Annotated in this window: 19 protein-coding genes; 6 read left to right on the top strand and 13 right to left on the bottom strand. The window is 47.3% G+C overall.

Going from position 1 to position 24,157, the window contains the following annotated elements; translation table 11 throughout:
* Positions 1 to 67: 67 nt before the first annotated feature.
* The 3 genes from MP213Fo_RS13085 to MP213Fo_RS13075 form a co-directional block, all read right to left on the bottom strand.
* Positions 68 to 502: a CBS domain-containing protein gene (locus MP213Fo_RS13085; RefSeq protein WP_421089413.1), complete on the bottom strand. Its 435-nt coding sequence runs from the start codon at positions 500 to 502 to the stop codon at positions 68 to 70.
* 170 nt (positions 503 to 672) lie between these two features.
* Positions 673 to 1,410, bottom strand: coding sequence for a rhomboid family intramembrane serine protease (locus MP213Fo_RS13080; protein ID WP_421089412.1), 738 nt, complete (start codon positions 1,408 to 1,410; stop codon positions 673 to 675).
* Between the two features lie 391 nt (positions 1,411 to 1,801).
* Entirely contained in the window at positions 1,802 to 2,107 is a 306-nt protein-coding gene (locus tag MP213Fo_RS13075) for a hypothetical protein (protein WP_421089411.1), read from the bottom strand.
* Between the two features lie 341 nt (positions 2,108 to 2,448).
* Between MP213Fo_RS13075 and MP213Fo_RS13070 the strand changes: the two genes are divergently transcribed.
* Positions 2,449 to 3,483 carry a PAS domain-containing protein gene (locus MP213Fo_RS13070; RefSeq protein WP_421089410.1) on the top strand — a complete coding sequence of 345 codons (1,035 nt, stop codon included), beginning with the start codon at positions 2,449 to 2,451 and terminating at the stop codon, positions 3,481 to 3,483.
* 453 nt (positions 3,484 to 3,936) lie between these two features.
* Complete coding sequence (locus MP213Fo_RS13065; RefSeq protein ID WP_421091149.1) at positions 3,937 to 4,578, top strand: transglutaminase-like cysteine peptidase; 642 nt, start codon at positions 3,937 to 3,939, stop codon at positions 4,576 to 4,578.
* Between the two features lie 44 nt (positions 4,579 to 4,622).
* On the opposite strand, the gene MP213Fo_RS13060 is transcribed toward MP213Fo_RS13065, so the two are convergent.
* Positions 4,623 to 5,168, bottom strand: coding sequence for a gamma carbonic anhydrase family protein (locus MP213Fo_RS13060; RefSeq protein ID WP_421089409.1), 546 nt, complete (start codon positions 5,166 to 5,168; stop codon positions 4,623 to 4,625).
* Between the two features lie 263 nt (positions 5,169 to 5,431).
* Positions 5,432 to 5,887 carry an NUDIX domain-containing protein gene (locus MP213Fo_RS13055; RefSeq protein WP_421089408.1) on the bottom strand — a complete coding sequence of 152 codons (456 nt, stop codon included), beginning with the start codon at positions 5,885 to 5,887 and terminating at the stop codon, positions 5,432 to 5,434.
* A gap of 155 nt (positions 5,888 to 6,042) precedes the next feature.
* On the opposite strand from MP213Fo_RS13055, the gene MP213Fo_RS13050 reads away from it, so the two are divergent.
* Positions 6,043 to 6,996: a metallophosphoesterase family protein gene (locus MP213Fo_RS13050; RefSeq protein ID WP_421089407.1), complete on the top strand. Its 954-nt coding sequence runs from the start codon at positions 6,043 to 6,045 to the stop codon at positions 6,994 to 6,996.
* 40 nt (positions 6,997 to 7,036) lie between these two features.
* Here the strand turns inward: MP213Fo_RS13050 and MP213Fo_RS13045 are convergent, their stop codons facing one another.
* The 3 genes from MP213Fo_RS13045 to MP213Fo_RS13035 all read right to left on the bottom strand — a co-directional run bounded on the left by MP213Fo_RS13045 (position 7,037) and on the right by MP213Fo_RS13035 (position 10,947).
* On the bottom strand, positions 7,037 to 7,714 hold the full coding sequence (locus MP213Fo_RS13045) for a hypothetical protein (RefSeq protein ID WP_421089406.1): 678 nt from the start codon (positions 7,712 to 7,714) through the stop codon (positions 7,037 to 7,039).
* A gap of 134 nt (positions 7,715 to 7,848) precedes the next feature.
* Positions 7,849 to 9,567 carry a 2-isopropylmalate synthase gene (gene leuA / locus MP213Fo_RS13040; RefSeq protein ID WP_421089405.1) on the bottom strand — a complete coding sequence of 573 codons (1,719 nt, stop codon included), beginning with the start codon at positions 9,565 to 9,567 and terminating at the stop codon, positions 7,849 to 7,851.
* Between the two features lie 471 nt (positions 9,568 to 10,038).
* Complete coding sequence (locus tag MP213Fo_RS13035) at positions 10,039 to 10,947, bottom strand: cation diffusion facilitator family transporter (protein ID WP_421089404.1); 909 nt, start codon at positions 10,945 to 10,947, stop codon at positions 10,039 to 10,041.
* Between the two features lie 681 nt (positions 10,948 to 11,628).
* Here MP213Fo_RS13035 and MP213Fo_RS13030 point away from each other — a divergent pair.
* Positions 11,629 to 12,537 (top strand): cation diffusion facilitator family transporter, encoded by a 909-nt coding sequence (locus tag MP213Fo_RS13030; RefSeq protein ID WP_421089403.1) that lies wholly within the window; start codon positions 11,629 to 11,631, stop codon positions 12,535 to 12,537.
* Between the two features lie 84 nt (positions 12,538 to 12,621).
* Here MP213Fo_RS13030 and MP213Fo_RS13025 read toward each other — a convergent pair whose 3' ends face one another.
* A complete protein-coding gene (locus MP213Fo_RS13025) occupies positions 12,622 to 14,793 on the bottom strand; it encodes an anthranilate synthase (protein ID WP_421091148.1) in 2,172 nt (723 codons plus the stop codon).
* An 897-nt stretch (positions 14,794 to 15,690) separates the two neighbouring features.
* A complete protein-coding gene (putA, locus tag MP213Fo_RS13020) occupies positions 15,691 to 18,849 on the bottom strand; it encodes a bifunctional proline dehydrogenase/L-glutamate gamma-semialdehyde dehydrogenase PutA (protein WP_421089402.1) in 3,159 nt (1,052 codons plus the stop codon).
* Positions 18,850 to 19,087: 238 nt separating this feature from the next.
* Between putA and MP213Fo_RS13015 the strand changes: the two genes are divergently transcribed.
* Complete coding sequence (locus tag MP213Fo_RS13015) at positions 19,088 to 19,549, top strand: Lrp/AsnC ligand binding domain-containing protein (RefSeq protein WP_421089401.1); 462 nt, start codon at positions 19,088 to 19,090, stop codon at positions 19,547 to 19,549.
* Positions 19,550 to 19,714: 165 nt separating this feature from the next.
* The gene (locus tag MP213Fo_RS13010) at positions 19,715 to 21,505 is read left to right on the top strand and encodes a M14 family zinc carboxypeptidase (protein WP_421089400.1); all 1,791 of its coding nucleotides are present in this window, start codon (positions 19,715 to 19,717) and stop codon (positions 21,503 to 21,505) included.
* A 112-nt stretch (positions 21,506 to 21,617) separates the two neighbouring features.
* Here the strand turns inward: MP213Fo_RS13010 and zigA are convergent, their stop codons facing one another.
* The 3 genes from zigA to cysE all read right to left on the bottom strand — a co-directional run bounded on the left by zigA (position 21,618) and on the right by cysE (position 24,148).
* Positions 21,618 to 22,823 carry a zinc metallochaperone GTPase ZigA gene (gene zigA, locus MP213Fo_RS13005; RefSeq protein WP_421089399.1) on the bottom strand — a complete coding sequence of 402 codons (1,206 nt, stop codon included), beginning with the start codon at positions 22,821 to 22,823 and terminating at the stop codon, positions 21,618 to 21,620.
* A gap of 207 nt (positions 22,824 to 23,030) precedes the next feature.
* Positions 23,031 to 23,237 (bottom strand): DUF3126 family protein, encoded by a 207-nt coding sequence (locus tag MP213Fo_RS13000; protein ID WP_421089398.1) that lies wholly within the window; start codon positions 23,235 to 23,237, stop codon positions 23,031 to 23,033.
* Between the two features lie 86 nt (positions 23,238 to 23,323).
* A complete protein-coding gene (cysE, locus tag MP213Fo_RS12995) occupies positions 23,324 to 24,148 on the bottom strand; it encodes a serine O-acetyltransferase (RefSeq protein ID WP_421089397.1) in 825 nt (274 codons plus the stop codon).
* Between the last annotated feature and the right edge of the window lie 9 nt (positions 24,149 to 24,157).

Below are 24,157 nucleotides of genomic sequence, written 5' to 3'. Positions count from 1 at the left end.
GCATGCAGGGCTGAATATTTAAAGATTAAAATATTCTCACGACATAATCATGTGCCAATACGCACGATTACGCAGTTGCGATATATTGCTTGATTTCGGCGGCTTCTTGCTCCGCCTGCTCTATCCGTTTTTTCACAACGTCACCGATAGAGATAATACCTGCAAGATCACCTGCATCATTTACAACCGGCAAATGACGAAAACGATGCCGTGTCATCATTTCCATCACATAATGAACGGTGTCCTGCGGCTTACAGTGCAAAACTTTTGTCGTCATCGCTTTTGAAACCGGTAGTTTTAATGCCTGCATCCCGTGATTAGCGCACGCACGCACAATATCGCGTTCGGATAAAATGCCTGTAAATTTGCCCTGCCCTTCATCAACCAGCAAGGCGCCGATTCGATGCTTTGAGAGCTGTTGTGCTGCAGTTTCCAAATCAGCATCAGCGCGCACAGTATAAACACTGCCGCCTTTTTGTTCCAGAATCGCCCGTACTGTCATCATTTCCTCCCGAAAAAGCCAGATACAGCAAGCCGGACATCGTATTATCCGGCGAACAGGACAGTTCACTGTGTAGTTATAAGCGTTATTTTTTTTGTTTTTGCTCACACCACGTCAAAACCGCAGATTCAGCTTAACACAAAATTGCGCAACATCATAAATCCATGCAATCAGCGGTTTCCACGCAATAATAGCCCGATGCCGAAATAACCTGCCACAAAGCCCCCAATATGGGCTTCCCATGCTATTCCCGACAATTCGCCCGGCGCTGTTGCATACAATCCGGTGATGACGTTGATCACTAGCCAGAACCCCACAAAAGTCAGCACGGTACGGTTCTGCAATGTTTGCACAACACTCAGCAATGGACCACCAAAGGCTGGCATCTGCCTGCCCGTATCGGAATAATATGTTACACGGCGAAAACCGAAGCGTGCCGCCGCCCCCATCATGCCGGAAATAGCACCCGAAGCCCCGACCAGCGGAATATTACTGTCCGGATAAAGCGCATAATGGGTAAAGGCCGCAATGATAGCTGTGAGCAGCCAGAATACTAAAAACTTTCGGGTACCAATGCGCCCTGCCAGTGGCGAGCCAAAAGCTGCAAACCACACCGTGTTCACGGCCAGATGGGCAAATCCGCCATGCATAAAGGAATAGCTGACAGCGCTGAACCACGCAGAAATATCAGTGAAGCCACCACCAAGACTGAAGCGCTGCGGTATGAAAGCAAAATTCAACATAAACCAGACATATTGGGCATCACTCAGCACATAGGTCTGAATGAGATAGACCGCCACACATACACCAATCAGCGCCACCACAACCGGCGGCATGTTAAACATCGGTTGCGATCCGCCGTTGCCGCGCTCATTACCGGCATGCGGTCCGTTCATTGATTGCTGCATACTATCCTCATCATGATTTACCCTTGCCTGCCTCATCCGATAAGAGAGCTGCGGCACTCAGCATTAAGGGATAAAGCGCATTCCCAAAACTGTGAAGCGGCTTTCTCAGCAAGATGACCGTAAAACAGATAAATAAAGCGATTTTCTGCTTTAAGATAAGATGGATCCGTTCAAGCCGCATAAAGGCAAAAAAAAACCGCCTGTCAGACAGGCGGTGAACGGACAATAAAGTCCGGTCATTAATTCTGGAGGTCAGACATAAATTCCAGGTGATCATTGAAAATAAAAACCGGTAATTTATATATTATTCGATCCAAACACACTTAAATGCTTCTGGCAAATACAGAGCCGTTTAAAAATTATTGCAACACTGCATTAGCTTAAAGCCAGATTAGGAATGCGCTGCACGCCATTCACGCATTTTTCGATCCATGCAGTAATTAAACGCTTTGTGTGCATTTACAAACACCGCAGAAAACATGAACCCGACCTCTGCCGAACAACTGGCATTGGCTTTTACATTATCAAACTCTTGTGTTTGTGACATTGCTGAGTTTGGATTCATGTATAAAAACAATACAACAGACATAACCAAGGAAAAACACTTCATTGAAATACCTTTAGTAAGAACTAAAATACAATAAAAAATATTAACAATACAAAATACATAATTGTTTAATTTAAATTTAACAAACATATATATGGAACCTATTTATTGCTACTTGAAAAAATTCATTTTCTGAATTGATAATAAAATGACCTTAAAAGTTACAATAATACCTATGAAAATAATCGATCAACTTTTTATTAACCATGTTTATTATTGTTCGTGGATGATCAGGCGCTGATCATGGCTTGTTTACATTCGTCTGCGCATATTAACGCATCGAACAAATACAGGATGCGCTGACCATAATGGCGCCCTGTTTTATTCTGAAAGACAACACCGTGTCATATGTTGCACGAATTCACATGCTTTTCTGCGCAGAATTCAATGCGTGACAGGATCTGAAAGAAGACGAGGATAGCAGCCATATCATGAAACATGATTGGACAGCCGATCTGCTCACTTATTGGGACAGACTGCGCGGTACCCGCGCGGCGCCGGATCGTTCTGACATCAGCCCCCGTGCTTTAGGGGGAAAGCTTCCTAATATTTTCATTTTGCGTGGCGATGCGCAAAATGCATCAATTGATGCCCCCAGCGATACCAATATTCCTGAGGCTAAACAGTGGCAGTTCCGGCTTGCAGGTACCCGACTTTGCACGCTTTATGGTAGAGAATTGCGCAATACCCGCTTTTTATCGCTATGGCATGATGATGTACGGCCATGGCTTGCAGAGCAATTGCACCTTTCAGGGCTGGATTACCGCCCGTTGCGTTTAGAGCATACCAGTATCACGCTGAATGAAAAATCATGCCATTTTGAAACACTGTTATTGCCTTTGCACGAGACAGATGGTTCTCTGGCATGGATGGGCAGCATGATCGCGCTTGATCAGCCGCTTTGGCTCGGTAGTGATGCGCTTATCAACAATCATATGGGGCTTATCCCCCATGCGCCTGCCTATGCGCCGGTTGAAAATACCATCCCGCCTTTGCAAAATACCGGCATGAAATCTGTGCTGCAGGTACTGCTTGATCGTCATCATGAGCTGGCACCTGCGCAGACACAAGCCAGTGAAACACCGCGCGAAAAAACGCCTGCAATGATGTCCTCATCACTTTTGCAAAACACTGCAGAAAATGAAAGCCACCAGCTTGCAGACACGGCCTTTGCCCGTGATCTGCTGCCTCAGCTTGAGGCGATCATGCCTTCTGTGCAAATTGCGGATCAAAACATGCAGCATTCGGCACATTATTCTGCTGGTGCCGCTCCGGCACATAATTCAACGAGTGCCGCTCCGGCACATAATTCAACGGGTGCCGCTCCGGCACATAATTCGGCACCACTCACCGTGGCAGACTTGATCAAAAGCATCCATCCGGCTGCACCACAGGCTGAAACTGCTGTTGCAGCAGCCAAACCCGCTTATCTGAAATTGATAACCGGCGGCAAAGACAAAGCCTGATATTTTTCAGCGTAATTCCTGTGCAGTATTTTATTAAAACCAGCCGATCACAATTTATAGTTATCAAAGCCTGAAGCCGTTCTCAGGCTCAATTTGTTATATGTTAATCATACTCCCCAGCCGCACTTTGCCATTACATAAGTTTCTACACCGCACATTAACCAATGCCTGCACAGAAGTGCCGTTTCTCAACCCTGTGTTAACCTGAAAACACATCGTTAACCCCAAGCCTTCACACAACTGAAACTTGCATGAATTTTGCGTATAATAAGTCCTAATTTCCGTTAAAACATTGATTTTACAACCAGTTAAGGTTTACAAATCTTCACCTCTGCGTTTACTTTGTCTTTGCTATATCCCTTTGGAGAGTGTCAATATCTGCCTGCCATTGTGCCCTCAACAAGGAGCGTCACAATGTATAACAAGACAGCACATAAAAAGAGCGCGCACGGCATAACAGCAAAATATAAGCTGGCCGTAGTCGCTTTGCTGCTGACAATGACAGGGCTTACCACCACGCAGACTCAGGCAGGCGACAATCCGTGGATGCAAACAGAAAACCGCACCACGCAGCCTGTCGGACATTATGATTTTTGCAAACTCAATAAATCCGAATGCAATCAGACCAGCCGCACACAGGCACCATTAAAGCTCACACAAGCCTCGTGGAATAAAATTGTACAGGTAAATAGGCAGGTCAACCAAACCGTGCAGCCACGCACAGATATGGAAATCTGGGGCAAAGAAGAGGTCTGGTCATATCCGGTGCAATCCCAAGATCAATTAAGCGGTGATTGTGAAGATTACGTGCTGCTTAAGCGCCGCATGCTTATCAATGCCGGCATTCCGGTCAATACGCTGCTGATAACCGTAGTGCGTCAGGAAAACGGCGAAGGTCATGCGGTTTTAGCCATCCGCACAGATCGCGGTGATTTCATTCTCGATAATCTGGCAGATACTGTTAAGGCTTGGAACCAGACCAGCTACACCTATCTCAAGCGCCAATCTGCTCTGCATAGCGGCCAGTGGGTTGATATTCGTCACGATCCTGAAATGCTGATGAGCGGCATAGCAACCTCTGCACTTGGTAAGTAAGACATTACGAACCACCGCTCTTATAATTTTTCAGCCCTAAATTTTCAGGCGAAATGCGTTTCCGGCGCAATTTCCAGACCGCGCTGATACCGCTTGCCATTTTCTACATAGCTTTGCGCAGAAGCGCGTAGTTTTTCGATTTGCCCAGGGCTCAGTTCACGCACCACACGTGCCGGTGAACCAACGATCAGCGAATTATCCGGAAACTCTTTGCCTTCTGTTACCAAAGCACCGGCGCCCACCAGCGAATTCTTGCCGATTTTAGCGCCGTTCAGCACAACTGCGCCGATTCCGATCAGGCTGTTTTCACCAATTATGCAGCCATGCAGCATCGCGCGGTGGCCAATTGTGCACCCCTCGCCGATTGTCAGCGGAAAACCGATATCCGTATGTAGCACGCAATGCTCCTGCACATTGCTGTCCTTACCAATATTTATCAATTCATTATCACCACGCGCAATCACGCCGAACCAGATCCCTGCATTTTCACCAATGCGCACTTTGCCGATCAGCGTGGCATCCGGCGCAACCCAGTTGCTGGCACGATGATCAAATTGCGGTGCATGGCCATCAAGTACATAAACAGGCATCAGAATCCTCCGTCAAATCGCTTCTTGTCGACATTACTAGAGCAGTTTCAGGAAAAGTCGGATCCGGTTTTCCGTCCGAAACTGCGTTTAAACAAACAGATAGAGCGGTTTTCCTGCTTCAAAGAAAAATAAAAACGCTCTAGAGCATTTCACTATAAAGTTGAATCAACTTGATAGTGAAATGCGAAAACTCTAAAATCTAGAGCGAGCGCTGTGATCCAACCTGAACGTTACCCGCTCTAGTCTGTATATTGGCAATCAGGCTACCACAGCTCATCGGGCACGCCACCATTCAACACTTCATTAATCCGCCGCGTGGTGGCAGCGGTTACACCATCCGGCAAAGCATCCAGCGCAAAAAACCGCGCTTCAGCAATTTCCCTGTCCGGTTGATGCGGTTTAACTTGCTTAAATGCACGGCAAACATACACCGCCACATGATCGCGCCTTGAAACATGCGCATTATTATAAAGCCCGAACAGCTGCGGCTCGGCAGTCAGTACAATATTGCCTTCCTCGCGCAGCTCTTTAGTCAATGCCTGTTTAAAAGTTTCACCGCGCTCTACGCCGCCGCCAGGCAAATGCCAGCCCTTCACATAGGTATGACGCACCAGAAACACTTGCCTCTTAGCCTCATCAAGCACAATCGCCCGCACCCCCAAGGTCATCGGGCGGCGTAACAAAAAATACGTGTGAAACAGCCATTGTTTGATTTTCATAATATATTCCGGCTTCCCGCCATCAGCACATCCTGTCTTTAACCGGTTTTAGCACTGCTGTTCAGGATTACAAACCCACAGTCAGCCGGTTTGCAATCACAGATATAAGCGGTTTTTAGTTGACTATGATGCGCTGAAAGCTAAATCATGCACGCATGTTCAGACTTGCCCATATTTCAGATATCCATCTTTCACCCTTACCACAGGTACGGCTGCGTGAATTGGTATCCAAACGCATTACCGGTTATATAAACTGGAAGCGTCATCGCAAAGGTGCCATGCATGATTGGGTGCTGGATAGTCTGATTGAAGACCTGCGAACCCGCAAGCCCGATCATATCGCTATCACCGGTGATCTGGTTAATCTGGCCCTCAATCTTGAGATTGATAATGCTTATGACTGGCTGAAAGCGCTGGGAAATGAGCAGAACATCTCTTTTGTGCCAGGCAATCATGATGCCTATGTACCGGGAGCACTGGAAAAATCTTCCCGCAAATGGGAGCCGTGGATGCGCGGTGACGGTATAGACAACCGCAATAACCGCCCGCAATTTCCTTATCTCAGGGTCCGCGATGGTGTCGCCATTATTGGTGTCAGCTCGGCACGTGCCACCGCGCCATTTATGGCGAGCGGTGATTTTTTACCGGCGCAGGCAGCGCGGCTGAAGAAAATGCTGATTGAAACCGGTAATCAGGGTTTGTGCCGCGTGGTGCTGATTCACCATCCGCCAGTGCGTAATGCAACACCTGCCTATAAACGGTTGTTTGGTATTTCCCGTTTTCAAAAAATAATCCGTGAGGCCGGTGCTGAGCTGGTGTTGCATGGCCATACACATCTTGCAACCTATAATGAAATTGCAGGGCCTGCCGGTTCTGTACCAGTGATCTGCGTGCCATCCGCCAGTCAGGCGCCTTGCGCTCCGGATGAGGAAGAGCGCAAACCAGCTGCACGCTATAATCTGTTTTCAATTGAAAAAGCAGCGCAAGCGCATAGATGGCACTGCCATTGGCAACAATATGGCTTCAACAATGACAGCCACACTGTACAGCTTATTGAGGAGCGCGAGCTTGAACTGGGTTCAGCGGGTCAGGAAACAGCGCTATCATAATCCTCAGGAATATTTTCTGTTTTTATAAAAACGAAATGCTCTAGCGCAAGATTGGCAGGCTGATACCATAATGCTGAAACAGCAGCATGAGTAATCCGCAGCCCAGCAACGCCCCGCCAACAAACCACAGCAGACTGCTGATAAATGTGCTGCCTGCTTGCTGTGTTTTTGCCATTGCTGCTATACTTCTTTGGTCTTCAGCTGCTTGGTCAGCTGGTTTTTCAGCTTTTGGGCAGGTCCCATCAGCCGCATCCGGTGCAATATCGTCCATCAGCCTTTCGCGCTCAATAATCCGCAAAGCAATATAGCGTGTTACGGCTGCGGAAATCACCTTAATATCAGGGCTCTCCGCCAATACTAAGCGCCCTGAGCGGGTATCACGCACAAAGCGATAGCTGCGCCGATCGCGTGAAATCATCACAAAAGCACTGGCATCAAGCCATAAACGCGGCTGCATGCCGTGATTGAGACAAAAATCCCATTGCTCGTCTTGCACTGGCACCGCATCAAAAACCGGCTGCAAATCCTGCACCAGCATTTCAAGACGGGCAATATCAGCCTCTCTGATATCAGTTATACTATCCAGCCGGTCAGCTTGCGCAGCTTTTGCCTGCCGTACAGCATTTTTTAGCCGCGCATGCCCTGACAGAGCATCACCTTCCAGCAACTTGTCGCTTAAAGAAGTATCTGCACTGAAGTCATTTTCACTTTTATTCATGCTGCTGACCTTATCAAGAGTACAAAAACACAGGCCTCATGATGCATGGCTATTTTATGACCGCATTCTCGGTTTTATTTCAAATAAAAAAGCCTGAGAGATTTCTCAGGCTTTTTCTTTTCATAGAACTGTAATTATTTTTTCAGTCTATTGACCGCTGAAACAATCGCGGCAAGTGAAGATGTCACAATATTATGGTGGACGCCGACACCGAATATCGTGCCTTGCGGGTGCGCAAGTTCTACATAACTAATCGCTGATGCATCTGAACCGCGCTGTAGCGAATGCTCCGAATAATCGGCAACGGAAATATCAATCCCGACATATTTTGACAGCGCATCAATAAAGCCGTCCACGGGGCCGGTACCGCGGCCTTCAATAGTTTTAGTCACACCATTATCAATGATCTCAGCTTGCATGATACGGATGGTTTTATTGTCAGGATCAGCGAAAGTATGATGATCGACAAATTCCAAACCAGTGCCGGACTGGCTGACATAGGTTTTCTTGAACTCTTCATAAATGCGCTGCGACTGCAATTCCTTGCCTTCATCATCAGTAATCTGCTGAATGATTTCACGGAATTCCACCTGCATTTTACGCGGGATATTCAGGCCGTAATCCTGCTGCAGAATATATGCGAGACCACCTTTGCCCGATTGCGAGTTGATGCGGATAATCGCTTCATAAGACCGGCCAACATCCTGCGGATCAATTGGCAGATAAGGCACTTCCCATGTCGGGGTATTAGCGCCCTTCTTGGCTTTCATGCCCTTATTGATCGCATCCTGATGCGAACCGGAAAACGCAGTGTAAACCAACTCACCCACATATGGGTGGCGCTCCGGAATAACCAGCTGGTTGGAATATTCGTAAACTTCCTTCATCCGGTTAATGTCCGAGCAATCCAGCTCAGGATCAATACCTTGTGTGAACATGTTCAGTGCCAATGTCACCAGATCCACGTTGCCTGTGCGCTCGCCATTACCAAACAATGTGCCTTCAACGCGGTCTGCACCGGCCATTAAGCCCAGTTCAGTGGCAGCAATACCTGTGCCACGGTCATTATGCGGATGCAGCGAAATAATCAGATTTTCACGATTATCAAGATTGCGGCACATCCATTCAATCTGATCGGCATAGACATTCGGCGTATTCATCTCGACCGTTGAAGGCAGGTTGAGGATCAGCTTGTGCTCTGCTGTCGGCTGCACAATTTCAGCAACCGCATTACAAATTTCCAGCGCCACTTCCAGCTCGGTACCGGTAAAGCTTTCCGGTGAATATTGAAAACGATAGCCACCACCGGCTTTTGCAGCCATATCCATAATCATTTTAGCGGCATCAGTGGCAATCTGCTTGATGCCTTTAACATCTTTGCCAAACACCACACGGCGCTGCAATTCACTGGTGGAATTGTAGAAATGGATGATCGGGGTTTTAGCACCTTCGAGTGATTCAAATGTACGGGTAATCAACTCCGGACGGCACTGCACCAGCACCTGCAAATCTACATCATCCGGCACATTGCCCTGCTCGATACACCAGCGGCAAAAGTCGAAATCTGTTTGTGAAGCTGATGGAAAGCCGATTTCAATTTCAGGAAAGCCCATATCCATCAGCAGCTGGAACATCCGCGCTTTACGGTCGTGACCCATCGGATCAACAAGAGCCTGATTGCCATCACGCAAATCGACCGAACACCAGATTGGTGCCTTATCGATCATTTTCGAAGGCCACAGGCGATCTGTCAAAACTGTGGTTCTGAAAGGCGTATATTTTTCAGCGGCAATCGGCATGCCTTTGCGCGCGGATTTAAACTGAGGTTTTGAACTGGATGTAATATTGGTCATTTTAACTTCTCATACGCTGCGGCAGACTTTATCCTGAGGATAACAGACTACTGAAACAAGCCCCGCCTGCTCAATTCAAAACTGAATTTAAAGGCAAATTACGGGCATAATTTAACGGGATAACGGATTCTGTGACAGGAGCATGAGTCAGGCGGCTCTAACGACCGCCGGACGCTCCAATCAACGAGCCCGGCGATCGCCGCTAAGGCCGAGAAGAAGTAGTAGCGAGAATTCACGCGCGCAAGATTCAGCGGCGGCAAAGCCCTGATCTGCCCCAAAGCTCATGAATGAGCTGGTATGTTGATGCGCGTTTTTCATAATTAGGATGCTATACAGCTTGATAACAAGTTGCAAGACACTTGCTTATAAACGCAAGAATATTACCACAGCAATTATGAACAATAAAAAACACCGCAATCCATACAGGCATTGCGGTGTTTTAAACTAGCGAAAACAATTAGTTATCAGCACTTATGCAAAAGGCACAGCAACAGTGCCCAAAGGCAGCTTCGCCTCGTCTTCCGGCTCGACATGAATGACAACCCGCGAGTTTTCTATTTTTTCCTGCAAAGCATCCTCAATCCGGTCGCAAATAAGATGCGAGTCGCCAACAGTCATGTCGGCAGCAACAACCAAGTGAAATTCAATAAATGTTACGCGTCCGGCAATACGTGTTTTCAGATCATGCACTTCTATTGCCCCCGCAGCATTGGCTGAAATAATATCACGAATTTGCATTTCTTCACCGGGCTCAACCCCCATATCCATCAGGCCTTGCACCGAGGAATTGATGACGTGCCAGCCCTGCCAGATAATATTGAGTGCAACCACAATCGCCAGCAGCGGGTCAAGAATTGTCCAGCCAGTGATAACAGCCGCAATCAACCCGATCAGCACGCCAGCTGATGTGATCACATCGGTCATAATATGTTTGCCATCCGCCAGCAGCGCCGGTGATTTGTTCTTGCGTCCGGTGCGGATCAGCAGGCTTGCCCAAAACATATTGATAACGCCGGCAACCAGATTGATGCCCAGCCCTATCCAAGGCTCGTCAAGTGTTCGCGGATGCTCCAGCGCACTCCATGCCTCGCGACAGATCATCAGCGCTGCAACAACAATCAAAACCCCTTCAACCACCGCCGACAAATATTCAGCTTTATGATGGCCATAAGGATGATTGCCATCTGCCGGCATCGAGCTGACACTGATAGCCCACCATGCGCCGACGGCAGCAATAACATTGACGATTGATTCAAGCGCATCAGAATAAAGCGCCACCGAGCCGGTGAGCAGATAGGCCAGATATTTAAGCCCCATCACACCAATAGCTACGGGTATCGTCCAGGCAGCAAGCCGCCGGATTTTTACAGTCGCGTCCATATTCCAACCTTCATTATTATATTATCTGCATAATGTTTGACCGGACAGAGAGGCTGCGGACAAAGCAAATATGTGAATTTAATTATGCAGCACTTACAAATTATCAGCCGTAACCTCGCTGCTTTACAACAACCGGACAACCGCATTCTCATTTTAAAATTGATACATCTCAGCAAATACGCTGATCTTCAGATTGGTTTAACCCAATTCCGACAAATTCCAAATCACTAAAAATACAAACCAGCTCAATATAGGCTTATTTTTATCATCCAGTTGCAACTGCCTCTCAATCAATTGCTACCGCACAATAATACAACGAATACAGCACCTTAACTGGCCAGCAACTGCAAATCACTTGCAATTAGAATGGTGTATTTTAGTGATAGAGAATCAGATTTTTGCGCTATGCCGGCCACGCCTTTTTAAATTCACGAATATATTGTATAGAAAACACACCATCAGATTTTGCAGTTCAGATAAGCAGCGTTTCAACTCTTGAAATGCGCAGCTCTGTGCTCTGCCACAGCTAAAATTTAATATTGCCTTTTTAGCTGGTGCTAGCCGGAGCTTCCGTCATGAAACAATACTGATGTTCAAAAATTTAAAATATAAAGATTACAGTTACCTAGGATGGTTTGATAATCTTTTAGAAATCAGCGCCCGAAAGGCTGTGATATTAAAATGCAACGTCTCGCACGTTTTGAACAACTCATATTAAAGCGTTCTATATTAGTAACCATATTCATCGGTCTTTTTGGAATTGTATTTGGCCTGCTCTCAGGCTCCAGCGCGGTCATATTTGACGGCATGTTTTCCTCCACAGACGCTGCAATGTCGATCCTTGCACTCTATGTAGCCAGGCTATTAACCAGTGAGGGTACGCGACGCTTTCAGCATGGCTTCTGGCATATTGAACCACTGGTTCTGGCATTCAACGGTATAGTGCTTATTCTGTTTTGTTTTTATGCCTTCATCAATGCGATCAAAGCCTTGATACAGGGCGGTCATCACCTGAATTTTGACTGGGCCATTATTTACGCCGTTATTGTCTGTATCATTTGTTTTGCCATGATGGCCTATCAAACGCAGGTCAACAAACGCCTGAAATCAAGCTTTATTCTGCTTGATACGCAAAGCTGGCTGATGACAGCACTCATCACATTGGCGCTGCTTATTGCCTTCAGTTTTGCATGGGCACTGCAGGGTACCAGTTACGAGCCATGGACAGTCTATGTCGATCCGGCCATTCTATTGGTACTCTCTGCCGGTCTGATCTTCATCCCGATGAAAACGGTGGCGGCGGCTCTCAGAGAGATTCTACTGGTCACGCCTGAACGTATGGACTTGCGTGTGCGTGGTATTATGGATGAGATGAAACGTAAACACGGCTTTAAAAAATATGCCAGTTATGTTGCCAAGATCGGTCGCGCGCGCTTCATTGAAATTCATGTGGTTTTGCCAAAAGATTTCAAGATTGAAAATGTTGCAACGCTCGATGCTATTCGCGAGGAAATCGGTGAAGAAATTGGCGGTGCCGGCCCGCAACGCTGGATAACAGTGAGCTTTACCGGTGATGAAAGCTGGATTTAAAAAAAACGGCCACGTTTGCCTTAACAAAATAAAGCCGCAGGATATCAATCCTGCGGCTTTATTTTTAACTCTTGGTATCTGTGGTTATTTTTTAACCAGCTTGGCTACCACATTCTCAATCATCTGCATGCCGGCATTGCCGCCAAGTGTCATGATCGATTCCGGATGAAACTGCACAGCAGCAACCGGCTCGCTCACATGTTCCAATCCCATAATCACACCATCATCAGTCTCGGCAGTAATAACAAAACATGCAGGCAATGTAGCTTTATCCGCATAGAGTGAATGATAACGCCCGACAGTAACTTCACTGCCAAGCCCTGCAAAAACTACACCGTTTTTAAGAATTTTGATCCGCGATGGTTTGCCATGCATCGGAATATCCAGCTGCTTCAGTGAGCCGCCATAAGCTTCAGTCAGCGCCTGAAGACCAAGACAAACACCAAATACCGGCAAATCACGATCCCGCGCTTTACGGATTGTATTGCTACAATCAAAATCTTTCGGTGTGCCGGGCCCCGGCGATAGCACCACCAGATCAGGCTTGAAGCGGTCAAAGATCGCATCACTCACCGGTGAGCGAACCGTTGCCACATTCGCACCGGTCTGGCGGAAATAATTGGCCAGCGTATGCACGAATGAATCTTCGTGATCGACCAGTAAAATCGAAATTCCGGTTCCCGCTTGCATAGACTGAGTTTTTTCCTGTAATTCCGGTTTAATATGTGCATCACGAATAGCAGTCAGCATTGCCGATGCTTTAAGCTCGGTTTCAGCCTCTTCTTCCTGCGGATTTGAATCATAAAGCAGCGTTGCTCCGGCACGCACCTGCGCCACACCACCTTTAATCCGTATGGTACGCAAGGTCAGGCCGGTATTCATGTTACCGTTAAAATGCATCATACCAACGGCACCGCCATACCATGCACGGGGGCTGCGTTCGTTTTCTTCAATAAAGCGCATCGCCCACAATTTGGGCGCACCGGTAACCGTTACCGCCCATGCATGGCTGAGAAATGCGTCAAAAGCATCCATACCATCGCGCAGACGGCCCTCAATATGGTCAACCGTATGGATCAGGCGTGAATACATCTCAATCTGTCGACGGCCGATCACACGCACCGATTCCGGCTCGCAAACACGGCTTTTGTCGTTGCGATCCACATCGGAACACATTGTGAGTTCGGACTCGTCTTTTTTCGAATTCAGCAATTTCAAAATCTGTTCACTGTCAGAAATTGCATCTTCACCGCGTTTGATCGTGCCTGAGATCGGACAGGTTTCAATGCGGCGGCCATTCACACGCACAAACATTTCCGGCGAGGCACCGATCAGATATTCCTGATCACCCAGATTGATAAAAAATGAGTAAGGTGAAGGATTAATATTTTTCAGCTTGCGCGAAATCGCAGATGGCTGATTAGCACATTTTTCATAAAAAATTTGCCCCGGCACCACTTCAAACAGATCACCACATTTAAAGCTTTCCTTGGCACGCTCGACAAGGGCGGCATATTCACCCTTCTCATGATCACCGCGTGCCGGTGCGGCTTTGGCAGGCTGAAAATTCTCTGCAGGGGTATCTCGTGGCAGGTTTTCTGTAGATTTTTGACCAAGTTTAAAGTCATAGGAATCAACCCATGCTTTGGCTGAGTAATGGTCAACAACCAGAATTTCATCAGGCAGAAACAGTACCAGATCGCGCTGATCTTCCGGGCGCTTGAGCTTGAAGGTGATCGGCTCGAACTGAAATGCCAGATCATAACCAAATGCGCCATAAAGACCGAGGTTATCGTCTTCCTCAGAAAAGAACAGGGAAACAATGGCGCGCAGAACCGTGAAGACCGACGGCATCCGCGAGCGCTCTTCTTCCATATATTGGTGTTTTGGCTCTGCAATAGTCAGTTGAATGAGCGTAGCGCTGTTATCAGTAATAACCACCTCTTCAAGCGTACTCACCACCAGCCCGACAGCACCGAGCAACACTTCACCGCGTGCATTCAGTGCTTCAATACGCATTGAGCGGCCTTTGGAGGTGATCACCAGCGGCGGGTCAATAATCGCAGTATCCCAGCGTGTATAACGGCCCGGATACTCATAATTGGAGGAAAAAACAGCCCCGCGCCGAGTATCAAGTGCATCAATGCGCTTGTCGATTGCGGTTTTATAATCGACCAGATTGCGGCGGCGTGTGATCGTAACACCACCCTGTGTCTGATACTCTTGCTGATCCTGATCGGCAGTTTTTGCCATAATCGCCCTGCTCCTTATATTGCGCCCCATATACTGCTTAACAGTTGGTTTCGCATCCTTTTTATCCAAAGCTTTACAAAGCTCCGGCAATAAACGGGTCGATCAAGATTTAAGGGCTGAAAATAAAAAACGGCCGCCCGGTAAAACCTTGAGCGACCTGAAATGACACTTATGCAAATGCCTGCGGGGCCGCTAAAAGCGAGCCCACCACCAAACCAGAGATGCATTAAGTAATTTAATCATGCGGCATTGTTAGCGCCGCTCCTCACAGCTTGCAACAAAAAAATACATTTAACCAATCTATGCAGAAATATTTATAATAAAATTATTATGCACTTATAAATTGCATATATGAAAATATGAAACCAGGCCATATCATAGATAGTATCAACTGCAATAAATGCGCACGAGACGCATCCGTTGAGTAGCTTTACGCTGGCTTAATAAATTTGAAAACCACTTGCACCATATAATTACATATTAAATATTATTATTTAATATCAATAATTTACATAAACATCTAGATTCAAATTCTTTACAAGAAAAACCCGGATCAGATGGGATCCGGGTTAGAATGTCCGATATGCGGACGATCAGGCAAGCATTCATATAAGACTATCTACGCTGGTCCCGATATTAAATAAGCAATTCATTTCATAAAAATATTATGCTCATAGTAAAAATAAATTAGTAAAATATACTTTTTAGTATAACCATTAATCTACCTCAGGTTGTAAATTTCGTCAATAAAAAACTGTGCACAAACTACAAAAATAATTTGCCTGCCACAGATGTTCTGTGGCAGGCAAAATTTATCATACTTATATAAAACTGATTTACCAGGCAGAAATCAACTGCACCTCGGGCAAAGCACCGCTTACTCCCGAAGAAATGCCTTTATCATTCCCCCATAGCAATCAGAGACGCATTGCCACCGGCAGCGGCAGTATTGATGGAAACCACCTGCTCCAGTGCAAAACGCAACAGATAGTTCGGACCACCAGCCTTAGGCCCAGTACCGGAAAGTCCGGAACCACCAAATGGCTGCGTACCGACAACGGCGCCGATTGTGTTGCGGTTGATATAAATATTACCAACATCCAGACGATCAATCGCGCGAGCTAAGACTGCTTCAATACGACTGTGCAGACCAAAGGTCAGGCCGTATCCGGAATCAGCAACCTGATCCAGAACCTTATCCAGCTCTGAAGCCTTCCAGCGCACAACATGCAGAACCGGCCCGAATACTTCACGGGTCAGCTCAGATGCATCACTGAGCTCAATAATATGCGGTGCAAAGAAATGACCGGACTTCAGCGCCCCATCCGGAGCATTGCCGACTTTGGTGACTTTATGCTTCACAGCCATCTGCGCCACATAATCATCCAGCATAGCCATCTGCTCATTATCAATGATCGGGCCGATATCAGTGGTTTCCAGCGCCGGATTACCAAGGATCATTTCACGGGCAGCACCGTCAATCATCTTGAGCATTGTATCTGCCACATCATCCTGCAGATACAACAGACGCAGAGCCGAACAACGCTGACCTGCCGAGCGGAAGGCCGACATAACCACATCATCCGCCACCTGCTCCGGCAGCGCCGTTGCATCAACGATCATGGCATTCAATCCACCCGTTTCAGCAATCAACGGTACAATTGGCCCCTTCTTCGCGGCTAATGTACGATTAATCGCCCATGCAGTATCGGTTGAGCCGGTAAATGACACACCATCAATGCGCGGATGCGAGGTAAGGGCAGCACCCACTGAGCCATCACCCGGCACATAAAGCACCACATCCTGCGGAACACCGGCTTCATGCAGCAGTTTGATAGCTTCAAAAGCGACCAAAGGTGTCTGTTCGGCAGGCTTGGCAATAACCGCATTACCGGCAGCCAGTGCAGCACTGACCTGACCTAAGAAAATTGCCAGCGGAAAGTTCCACGGGCTGATGCAAACGAAAACACCGCGTCCGCGATAGCGCAGGCGGTTATCTTCACCTGTGGGTCCGGGCATAATTGTTTCATTGGCGAAATGACGGCGGGCTTCAGCAGCATAAAAGCGGCAAAAATCAACAGCTTCGCGGATTTCAGCAATACCATCATCCAATGTCTTGCCAGCTTCACGTGATAACAGGTCAATAAAGCGGTCGCGGTTTTGCTCCAGAAGGTCAGCAGTACGCTCCAAAGCAGTTGCACGGCTCTCAACGCTGACACGTGACCATGCAGCAAAGCCCTTGCGTGCTGTTGTCACTGCAGTTGCAGCTTCTTCCGCAGTCGCTTCCGCAACGGTGCCGACCTTTGATCCGTCAACCGGCGACAGCACAGGCTTGCCACCGCTCTTTTTAGCAAAGCCGGCAAACAGTGGCACGGCGTCCACATTAGCGCGCACTTTAACGATCCCGTCCATAAATTCCCCCAAAGCTTTTCTATCACCAAATTCAATACCGGCAGAGTTCCGGCGGGCGCCATACATTGCAGCCGGCATCGGAATATTTGCATTACGCATGCCGCGGCCATCATTCAAAATATCAGCCGGACGCTTGAGCAGGCTGGCGATCGGCACATTTTCATCACCAACAACTGAAACGAAAGATGAGTTGGCACCATTTTCAAGCAAGCGACGCACCAGATAGGCCAGCAGATCACGATAGCCACCAACAGGTGCATAAACGCGGCAGGAAATCTTTTCACCGGCCTCGGTAATCTGCTTAAACAGTGTTTCTCCCATGCCATGAAGGCGCTGAAACTCGAAACCGCTCTTGTCAGTACCGGCAAGTTCAAGGATCATTGCCACTGTGAGCGCGTTATGTCCGGCAAATTGCGGGAAAATATGCTTGCGTTGTTCGAGCATATATTTGGCACAAGCAATGTAAGACGCATCTGTTGCCGCCTTGCGGGTAAACACCGGATAATCTTCCAGTCCGCGTTCTTGCGTACGCTTCACTTCAGTATCCCAATAGGCGCCCTTAACCAGGCGCACCATCATCCGCTGACCGGTCTTGTCACAAAGCGCTACAATATGTTCGATCACCTGCAAAGCACGTTTCTGATAAGCCTGAATAGCCAGACCAAAGCCGTCCCAGCCAGCCAGCGAAGGATCACTAAACACGCGATCAATCAGATCAAGCGACAATTCCAGACGATCGGCCTCTTCAGCATCAATCGTAAAGTTTAGGCCATAAGATTTTGCTTTCTGCGCCAATGCCAAAACATCAGGTGCAAGCTCGCGCATTACCTGATCATGATGAGTGGCCAGATAGCGCGGATGCAATGCCGAGAGCTTGACAGAAATCCCCATACGATCCGGCAGCTCGCCATCACCTGTGGCTTTGCCAATGGCATCAATCGCATCGGAATAAGATTTATAGTAGCGCTTGGCATCTTCTAACGTGCGGGCGCCTTCACCCAACATATCAAAAGAGTGGCGATAGCCCTTTTTCTCTGCGGATTTAGCGCGCTTCAAAGCATCCTTGATATTTTCACCAAGCACGAAATGCGAACCGAGAAAGCGCATAGCCTGTTTGGTTGCCGTGCGCACTGTTGGCAAGCCCATACGCTTGATTAGCGAGGCCAGCACACCTTCAGGTGTTTCACCCGGACGGATAACTTTGGCAGACAGGCCAAGCGCCCATGCCGAAGCCGACACAAACCATGTATCACCCTGCGCCTGATGCTCTGTCCAGTTACCCTGCTTAAGCTTGTCTTCAATCAGCTTATCCTGCGTTGCACTGTCAGGTACGCGTAGCAAAGCTTCGGCAAGCACCATAAGCGCCAGACCCTCACGAGTTGAAAGCCCGTATTCACGCAAGAAATCTTCAACCCCGCCAATACCTTTGGAGGCTTTACGGATATTGCTGATAAATTCTGTAGTACGTGCATCAATGCGGCGGTTAGCAGCATCATCAAATGGTACACTTGCCAGCAATGCGCTGACAAGCTCATTATCATCCGGCGCATAAGGGGCGGAAAAAGGCGGCAAAGGTAAAGCGCGCTCTGGCGCAGCTTTTGAGCCGGCTTTACCGGTTTGTGCGATGGCTGAAGCATTAACAGTCATTAGAAGCCCCCCTAAACATGCATCCCGAAAGCGGGAGCCGGTGCGGATAAAATCATGCAGTCAAAAAAGTTCCGGAACACTCTCCCGATGCCGGTTTACAATCCGGCAATCAAACGCACCATCATCCGGAGTTATGCAGCGCGTTTTTTACTGTATATTTTATCTCATATAGTTTATCTCACCAATTAAAGGTCACTGTTTAGTTTTTATCTCGGTTAAAATCGGATTTTCAGATAAAATGAAGCAAATAGATACTATGGACAAAAAGATCCTCCGGGCCCTGCAGGAGGATGGCAAACTTACCAATGCAGAACTGTCTGATAAAATTAGTTTATCGCAGACAGCAACTGCGGAACGCGTGAAGCGTTTAACGCGTGACGGCTATGTGCTGGGCTATGCGGCCAGACTGTCGCCAAAGATGCTCAACCGCTCCATGCTGGTTTTTGTCGAGATCAAACTTGACCGTACAACACCGGATGTTTTTGAAACTTTTGCAGAGGCCACAAGAAACAATCCGCTGGTGATGGAGTGCCACATGGTTGCCGGTGGTTTTGATTATCTGGTCAAAGCGCGAGTTGCCGACATGGAGCAATATCGCCGTTTTCTTTCCGATTCACTCTTGTCTCTGCCGGGCGTACGCGAAACGCATACCTATCCGGTCATGGAAGAGGTTAAAGAAACCTCAGCAATCGGCATTTAAAAGCACTATAAACCAGCCCGGAAACAACTATATAAAAATTTCTTTGTAAAGCTTAATTTAGTAAATCTAAAAACAATAAAATTATAATTTATATTTACTATAAATTATGTTTACACTGTGTCGACAACATACATACTGCAATTATCCATGGAGGAGGTAAGTGGTATGTTCAATATGCGTATAATGCTGACTGCTGCATCATTAAGCACTACAATTTTATTTTTTAATGGAACCAGCACGCAGGCAGAGCCCAATAATCTAATCACTGTTTCGGAAAAATCCGGCTTTTCTATTACGGGCCGCTATTCCGAGGTTGAAGCGCTGTGCGCAGAATTTGAAAAACAATATCCAGATGCGGTGCGGTGTATTACCTATGGCAAAACACCTGAAGGTCGCCCGATGCTGGCTCTTGTGGCCTCGAGGAGCGGAGCTTTATCGCCAGAAGTGGCACAGGCGAAAAAATTGCCGGTCGTTTTGGTACAGGGCGGAATTCATGCCGGTGAAATTGACGGCAAGGATGCTGGTTTTCAGATTCTGCGCCAAATACTTAATGGTGACGTTGCTAAAGACGCACTGGAAAAGCAAGTTCTGCTATTCGTACCCGTATTTAACGTTGATGGTCATGAGCGTTTTAAAGCTTACAACCGTCCCAATCAACGCGGCCCTAAACAAATGGGTTGGCGTGCCACATCTGAAAACTACAATCTCAACCGCGATTATGTTAAAGTAGATTCCGCTGAAATGCGGGCAATGTTAGAGCTCTATAATGCATGGGATCCATTAATATCTCTTGATTTACATGCAACCAACGGTGCCCAATTCGAAGTTGATGTTTCAATTCAGGTGGAGCCGGTTTATGGCGGCGATGAAACTTTGCGTATATCTGGTCTGGAGTTTCGGGAAGCGGTTATAACCGACCTGAAGACACAAGGGCATGACCCCAAGCATTTTTACATTGAATTTGCTAAAACCGATCACCCCGACTCTGGCTTTGTCCATGAAATGTATAATCCACGTTTTTCTACTGGCTATTTTCCTCTGCGTAACCGTATAAATATGCTGGTAGAGACCCATTCATGGAAAGAATATCCTGAACGCGTAAAAATCATGCGCAACACCATCGCCTCTACTCTCGATCAGGTAAGTCAACATGGTTCAAACTGGCTTAAGGCAGCAGCAGAGGCAGATCAACGGTCATTGGAGCTGGGAGGCAAGCCAGTTGCTCTGACTTATAAAACCACTGAAGAATCGCGCGAAATTGACTTCGCAGGCTATGAATACACTGTTTCAAATTCTGACATATCCGGCTCTAGAATGATTGAATATCATGAAGATAAGCCGCAAACTTGGACTGTACCCCTGCGCGATACGATTGTTGCAGATGTAATACAAACAGCCCCACGCGGTGGGTATATTATACCAATATCACGCTCTCAAATTGTAAAGCCGAAACTTGATGCTCATGGTATCGATTATATAGTTTCTACCAATGCACAAGATTCAGTTGAGCTCGAAGTTTTTAGAGCTCTAACCGCATCACCTTCGACTAACTCTGTCGAAGGTCACCAAACAATGAAAGTGACCGGTGAGTGGAAAATCGAGCCTGTACAGCTTGAGAGTGGTTTTATTTTTATTCCGATTGCCCAGCCAAAATCCAAATTAATCGTAGCTATGTTTGAGCCCTTGGCGCCAGATTCACTGCTCGCGTGGGGATTTTTCAATACCGCATTTGAGTCTAAAGAATATATGGAAAGCTACGTGACCGAGCAGGTTGCGCGTCAAATGCTGGCCAAAGACCCCGTTCTCGCCAAGAGCTTTGCTGACAAGCTTGCCTCTGACCCGGAATTTGCAGCAAGTAAAAGAGAACGCTTGCGCTTTTTCTATAAACGTCACCCATCGTGGGATGATCGTTTAAATCTTTATCCCATTATGCGAACAGATACAGTTTTTAAATAAACACAATCACAAATACACTCGTCAAAGCGGTGAAGGTGTCATTGAGGCGCCTTCACCGCAACCGCATAAATTCCCATTCAATCGGCACTTAAAACATTGTTTTGTAATGCCTTTATTCCGGTTTAGTGCCCCATACCTCAAACGGGTCAGGCATTTGCGCCCAGCTATCCGGTGCAAAATTATGCTCCTCCACAAGGCAGACATCAAGCGCTGCTCTTATCGCTGCCTCATCCATCTGATCGTTACCGATGAAAACCAGCTCCTGCCGCCGGTCACCCCAGAACGGGTCAAGATAGGCCTGCATTGATTGCAACCATGCTTTGTCTTCTGGCCAATATTGTTTGGGGATTGATGCCCACCACAGCCCGCGCTTTCCGGTGCGCAGCAAAGCGCCTGCCTGACTGAGTTCCCCCACAAAACGCGGGCGTGTCGCCAGCCAGAAAAAGCCTTTTGAGCGGATAAGCCCTGTCTGGCTTTGCTGGATAAACGCGTGTAACTTTGCCGGTTCAAATGGCCGGCGCTCACGATAGACAAAAGAACGAATGCCATATTCTTCTGTTTCAGGCACATGGTCCTTAAACCCGTAAAGTTCTTTGAACCACAGCGGGTGCTGCTCGGCTTTCTCAAAACTGAAACGCCCGGTATTCATGATCTTGTTCAGCAAAACCTTGCCGAAATCCGCCTCGACAATATCGCAATCAACATTGAGCGCACGGATAATTTTATAAATATCCTGCTTTTGTGCAGGCGTAATGTCACTGATTTTATTCAACACCACCACATCGGCGAATTCAATCTGCTCAACAAGCAGGTCAACCAATCCGCGTTCATCACCCTCACCCGCAGTTTCGCCCCGATCACTTAAAAAGTCCTGCGAGGCATAGTCGTGCAATAAATTAAAACTATCGACCACCGTTACCATAGTATCTAGCCGCGCCACATCAGCAAGACTGAAGCCATTCTCATCGCGAAATTCAAAAGTAGAGGCAACCGGCAAAGGCTCCGAAATACCCGTTGATTCAATCAGCAGATAGTCAAACCGCCCTTGTTTGGCCAATTGCGTAACCTCTTGCAAAAGGTCATCACGCAATGTGCAGCAAATACACCCATTGGTCAGCTCAACCAGTTGCTCCTGTGTCTGTGAAAGATTGGCGCCGCCGTCACGCAACAATGCAGCATCAATATTGACCTCGCTCATATCATTCACAATCACCGCCACGCGACACTGCTCCCGATTGTTCAGAATATGATTGAGAACTGTGGTTTTTCCGGCTCCAAGAAAGCCAGACAGCACCGTGACCGCCAAACGCTTATCCATATTTACTCCTGCTCATTTATCTATCAAAAAAGAACAGAATTGATATGTTATATAATTACATTTAACAAGTACGCTTTTATTACCGACCATTAAAAAATCATCAAAACGAAAATGGCGGTTCGTGAATGTGAATCTCTTCACGCACAAACCGCCATAAACACTTAATATAAAACAATAATTCTAACCCGCAAACACTGATATCAGTGTTTACAGATCCATATCCAGAATGGCCATGGAGAAGTTGTAAGACAATTCGCCTTCATCTTCATCCTTGTAAACGAGGCCAAGAAACTCATCATCAATAAAAACTTCGCAAGAGTCATCCTTACGCGGACGCGCTTTAACAGAAAGTTTCTGATTATCAAAAGTCCGCTTGAAATAGGCGTCCAGCTTCTTGATTTCTTCGGGTTTCAAACGGATTCTCCTGTTTCATTTTGACGGGGCTGTCTCATGCGCCCCCGTGTCCGACATGTAAAGGGCAAACATGCCGAATAGCGTAATTATTCAGCTGCACTGATCAGCTGATCCATGGCACGCGATGGCTCAGCGCAATCGCATTCGCCGATAACTTTGGCCGGAACACCGGCAACAGTAACATTATCAGGCACAGATTTAACCACCACCGAACCTGCGGCAATTTTTGAGCAGGAACCGACAGTAATATTACCAAGAATTTTAGCACCCGCGCCAATCAACACACCATGGCCGATTTTCGGATGGCGATCACCACCCGCTTTACCGGTCCCCCCCAGCGTTACCGCATGCAGGATTGATACATTATCCGCAATTTGAGCGGTTTCCCCAACCACAAGACCAGTGGCATGATCAAGAAAAATACCGGTACCAAATTTCGCAGCCGGATGAATATCAGTCTGGAAAATTGAAGAGGCGCGGCTTTGCAAATAATAGGCAAAATCCTTGCGGCCCTCTTTCCATAACCAATGCGCCAAACGATGGGTCTGGATCGCATGAAAGCCCTTCATATAGAGCAATGGATCAAGAAAACGGTTGGCAGCCGGATCACGATCATAAACCGCCTGCAAATCTATACGCAGGGTCTGTGCCCATTCCGGCGAGGCTTTGCTCATGGTCACAAAGGTCTGGCGTAACAAATCTGCAGCAACATCCGCATGGCCAAGCCGCTCGGAGATGCGATGCATCACTGCTTCCTCAAGGCTATCCTGATTGAGCACAGTCGAATAAAGAAAGGCCGCAAGCAAAGGCTCATGCAGCGCTGCGGATTCAGCCTCCGCGCGCACGGAATACCAAATCGGATCCATGTGATCGGCAACCTTGCTTAATGAAGCAGACTTATGTGCGACCATAGTGTCACT

The organism is Pseudochrobactrum mosebachae, from assembly GCF_048914685.1.
Taxonomy (GTDB): Bacteria; Pseudomonadota; Alphaproteobacteria; order Rhizobiales; family Rhizobiaceae; genus Pseudochrobactrum.
The sequence above is the reverse complement of the archived record's forward strand: the minus strand, read 5'-3'. Positions and strand labels throughout refer to the sequence as shown.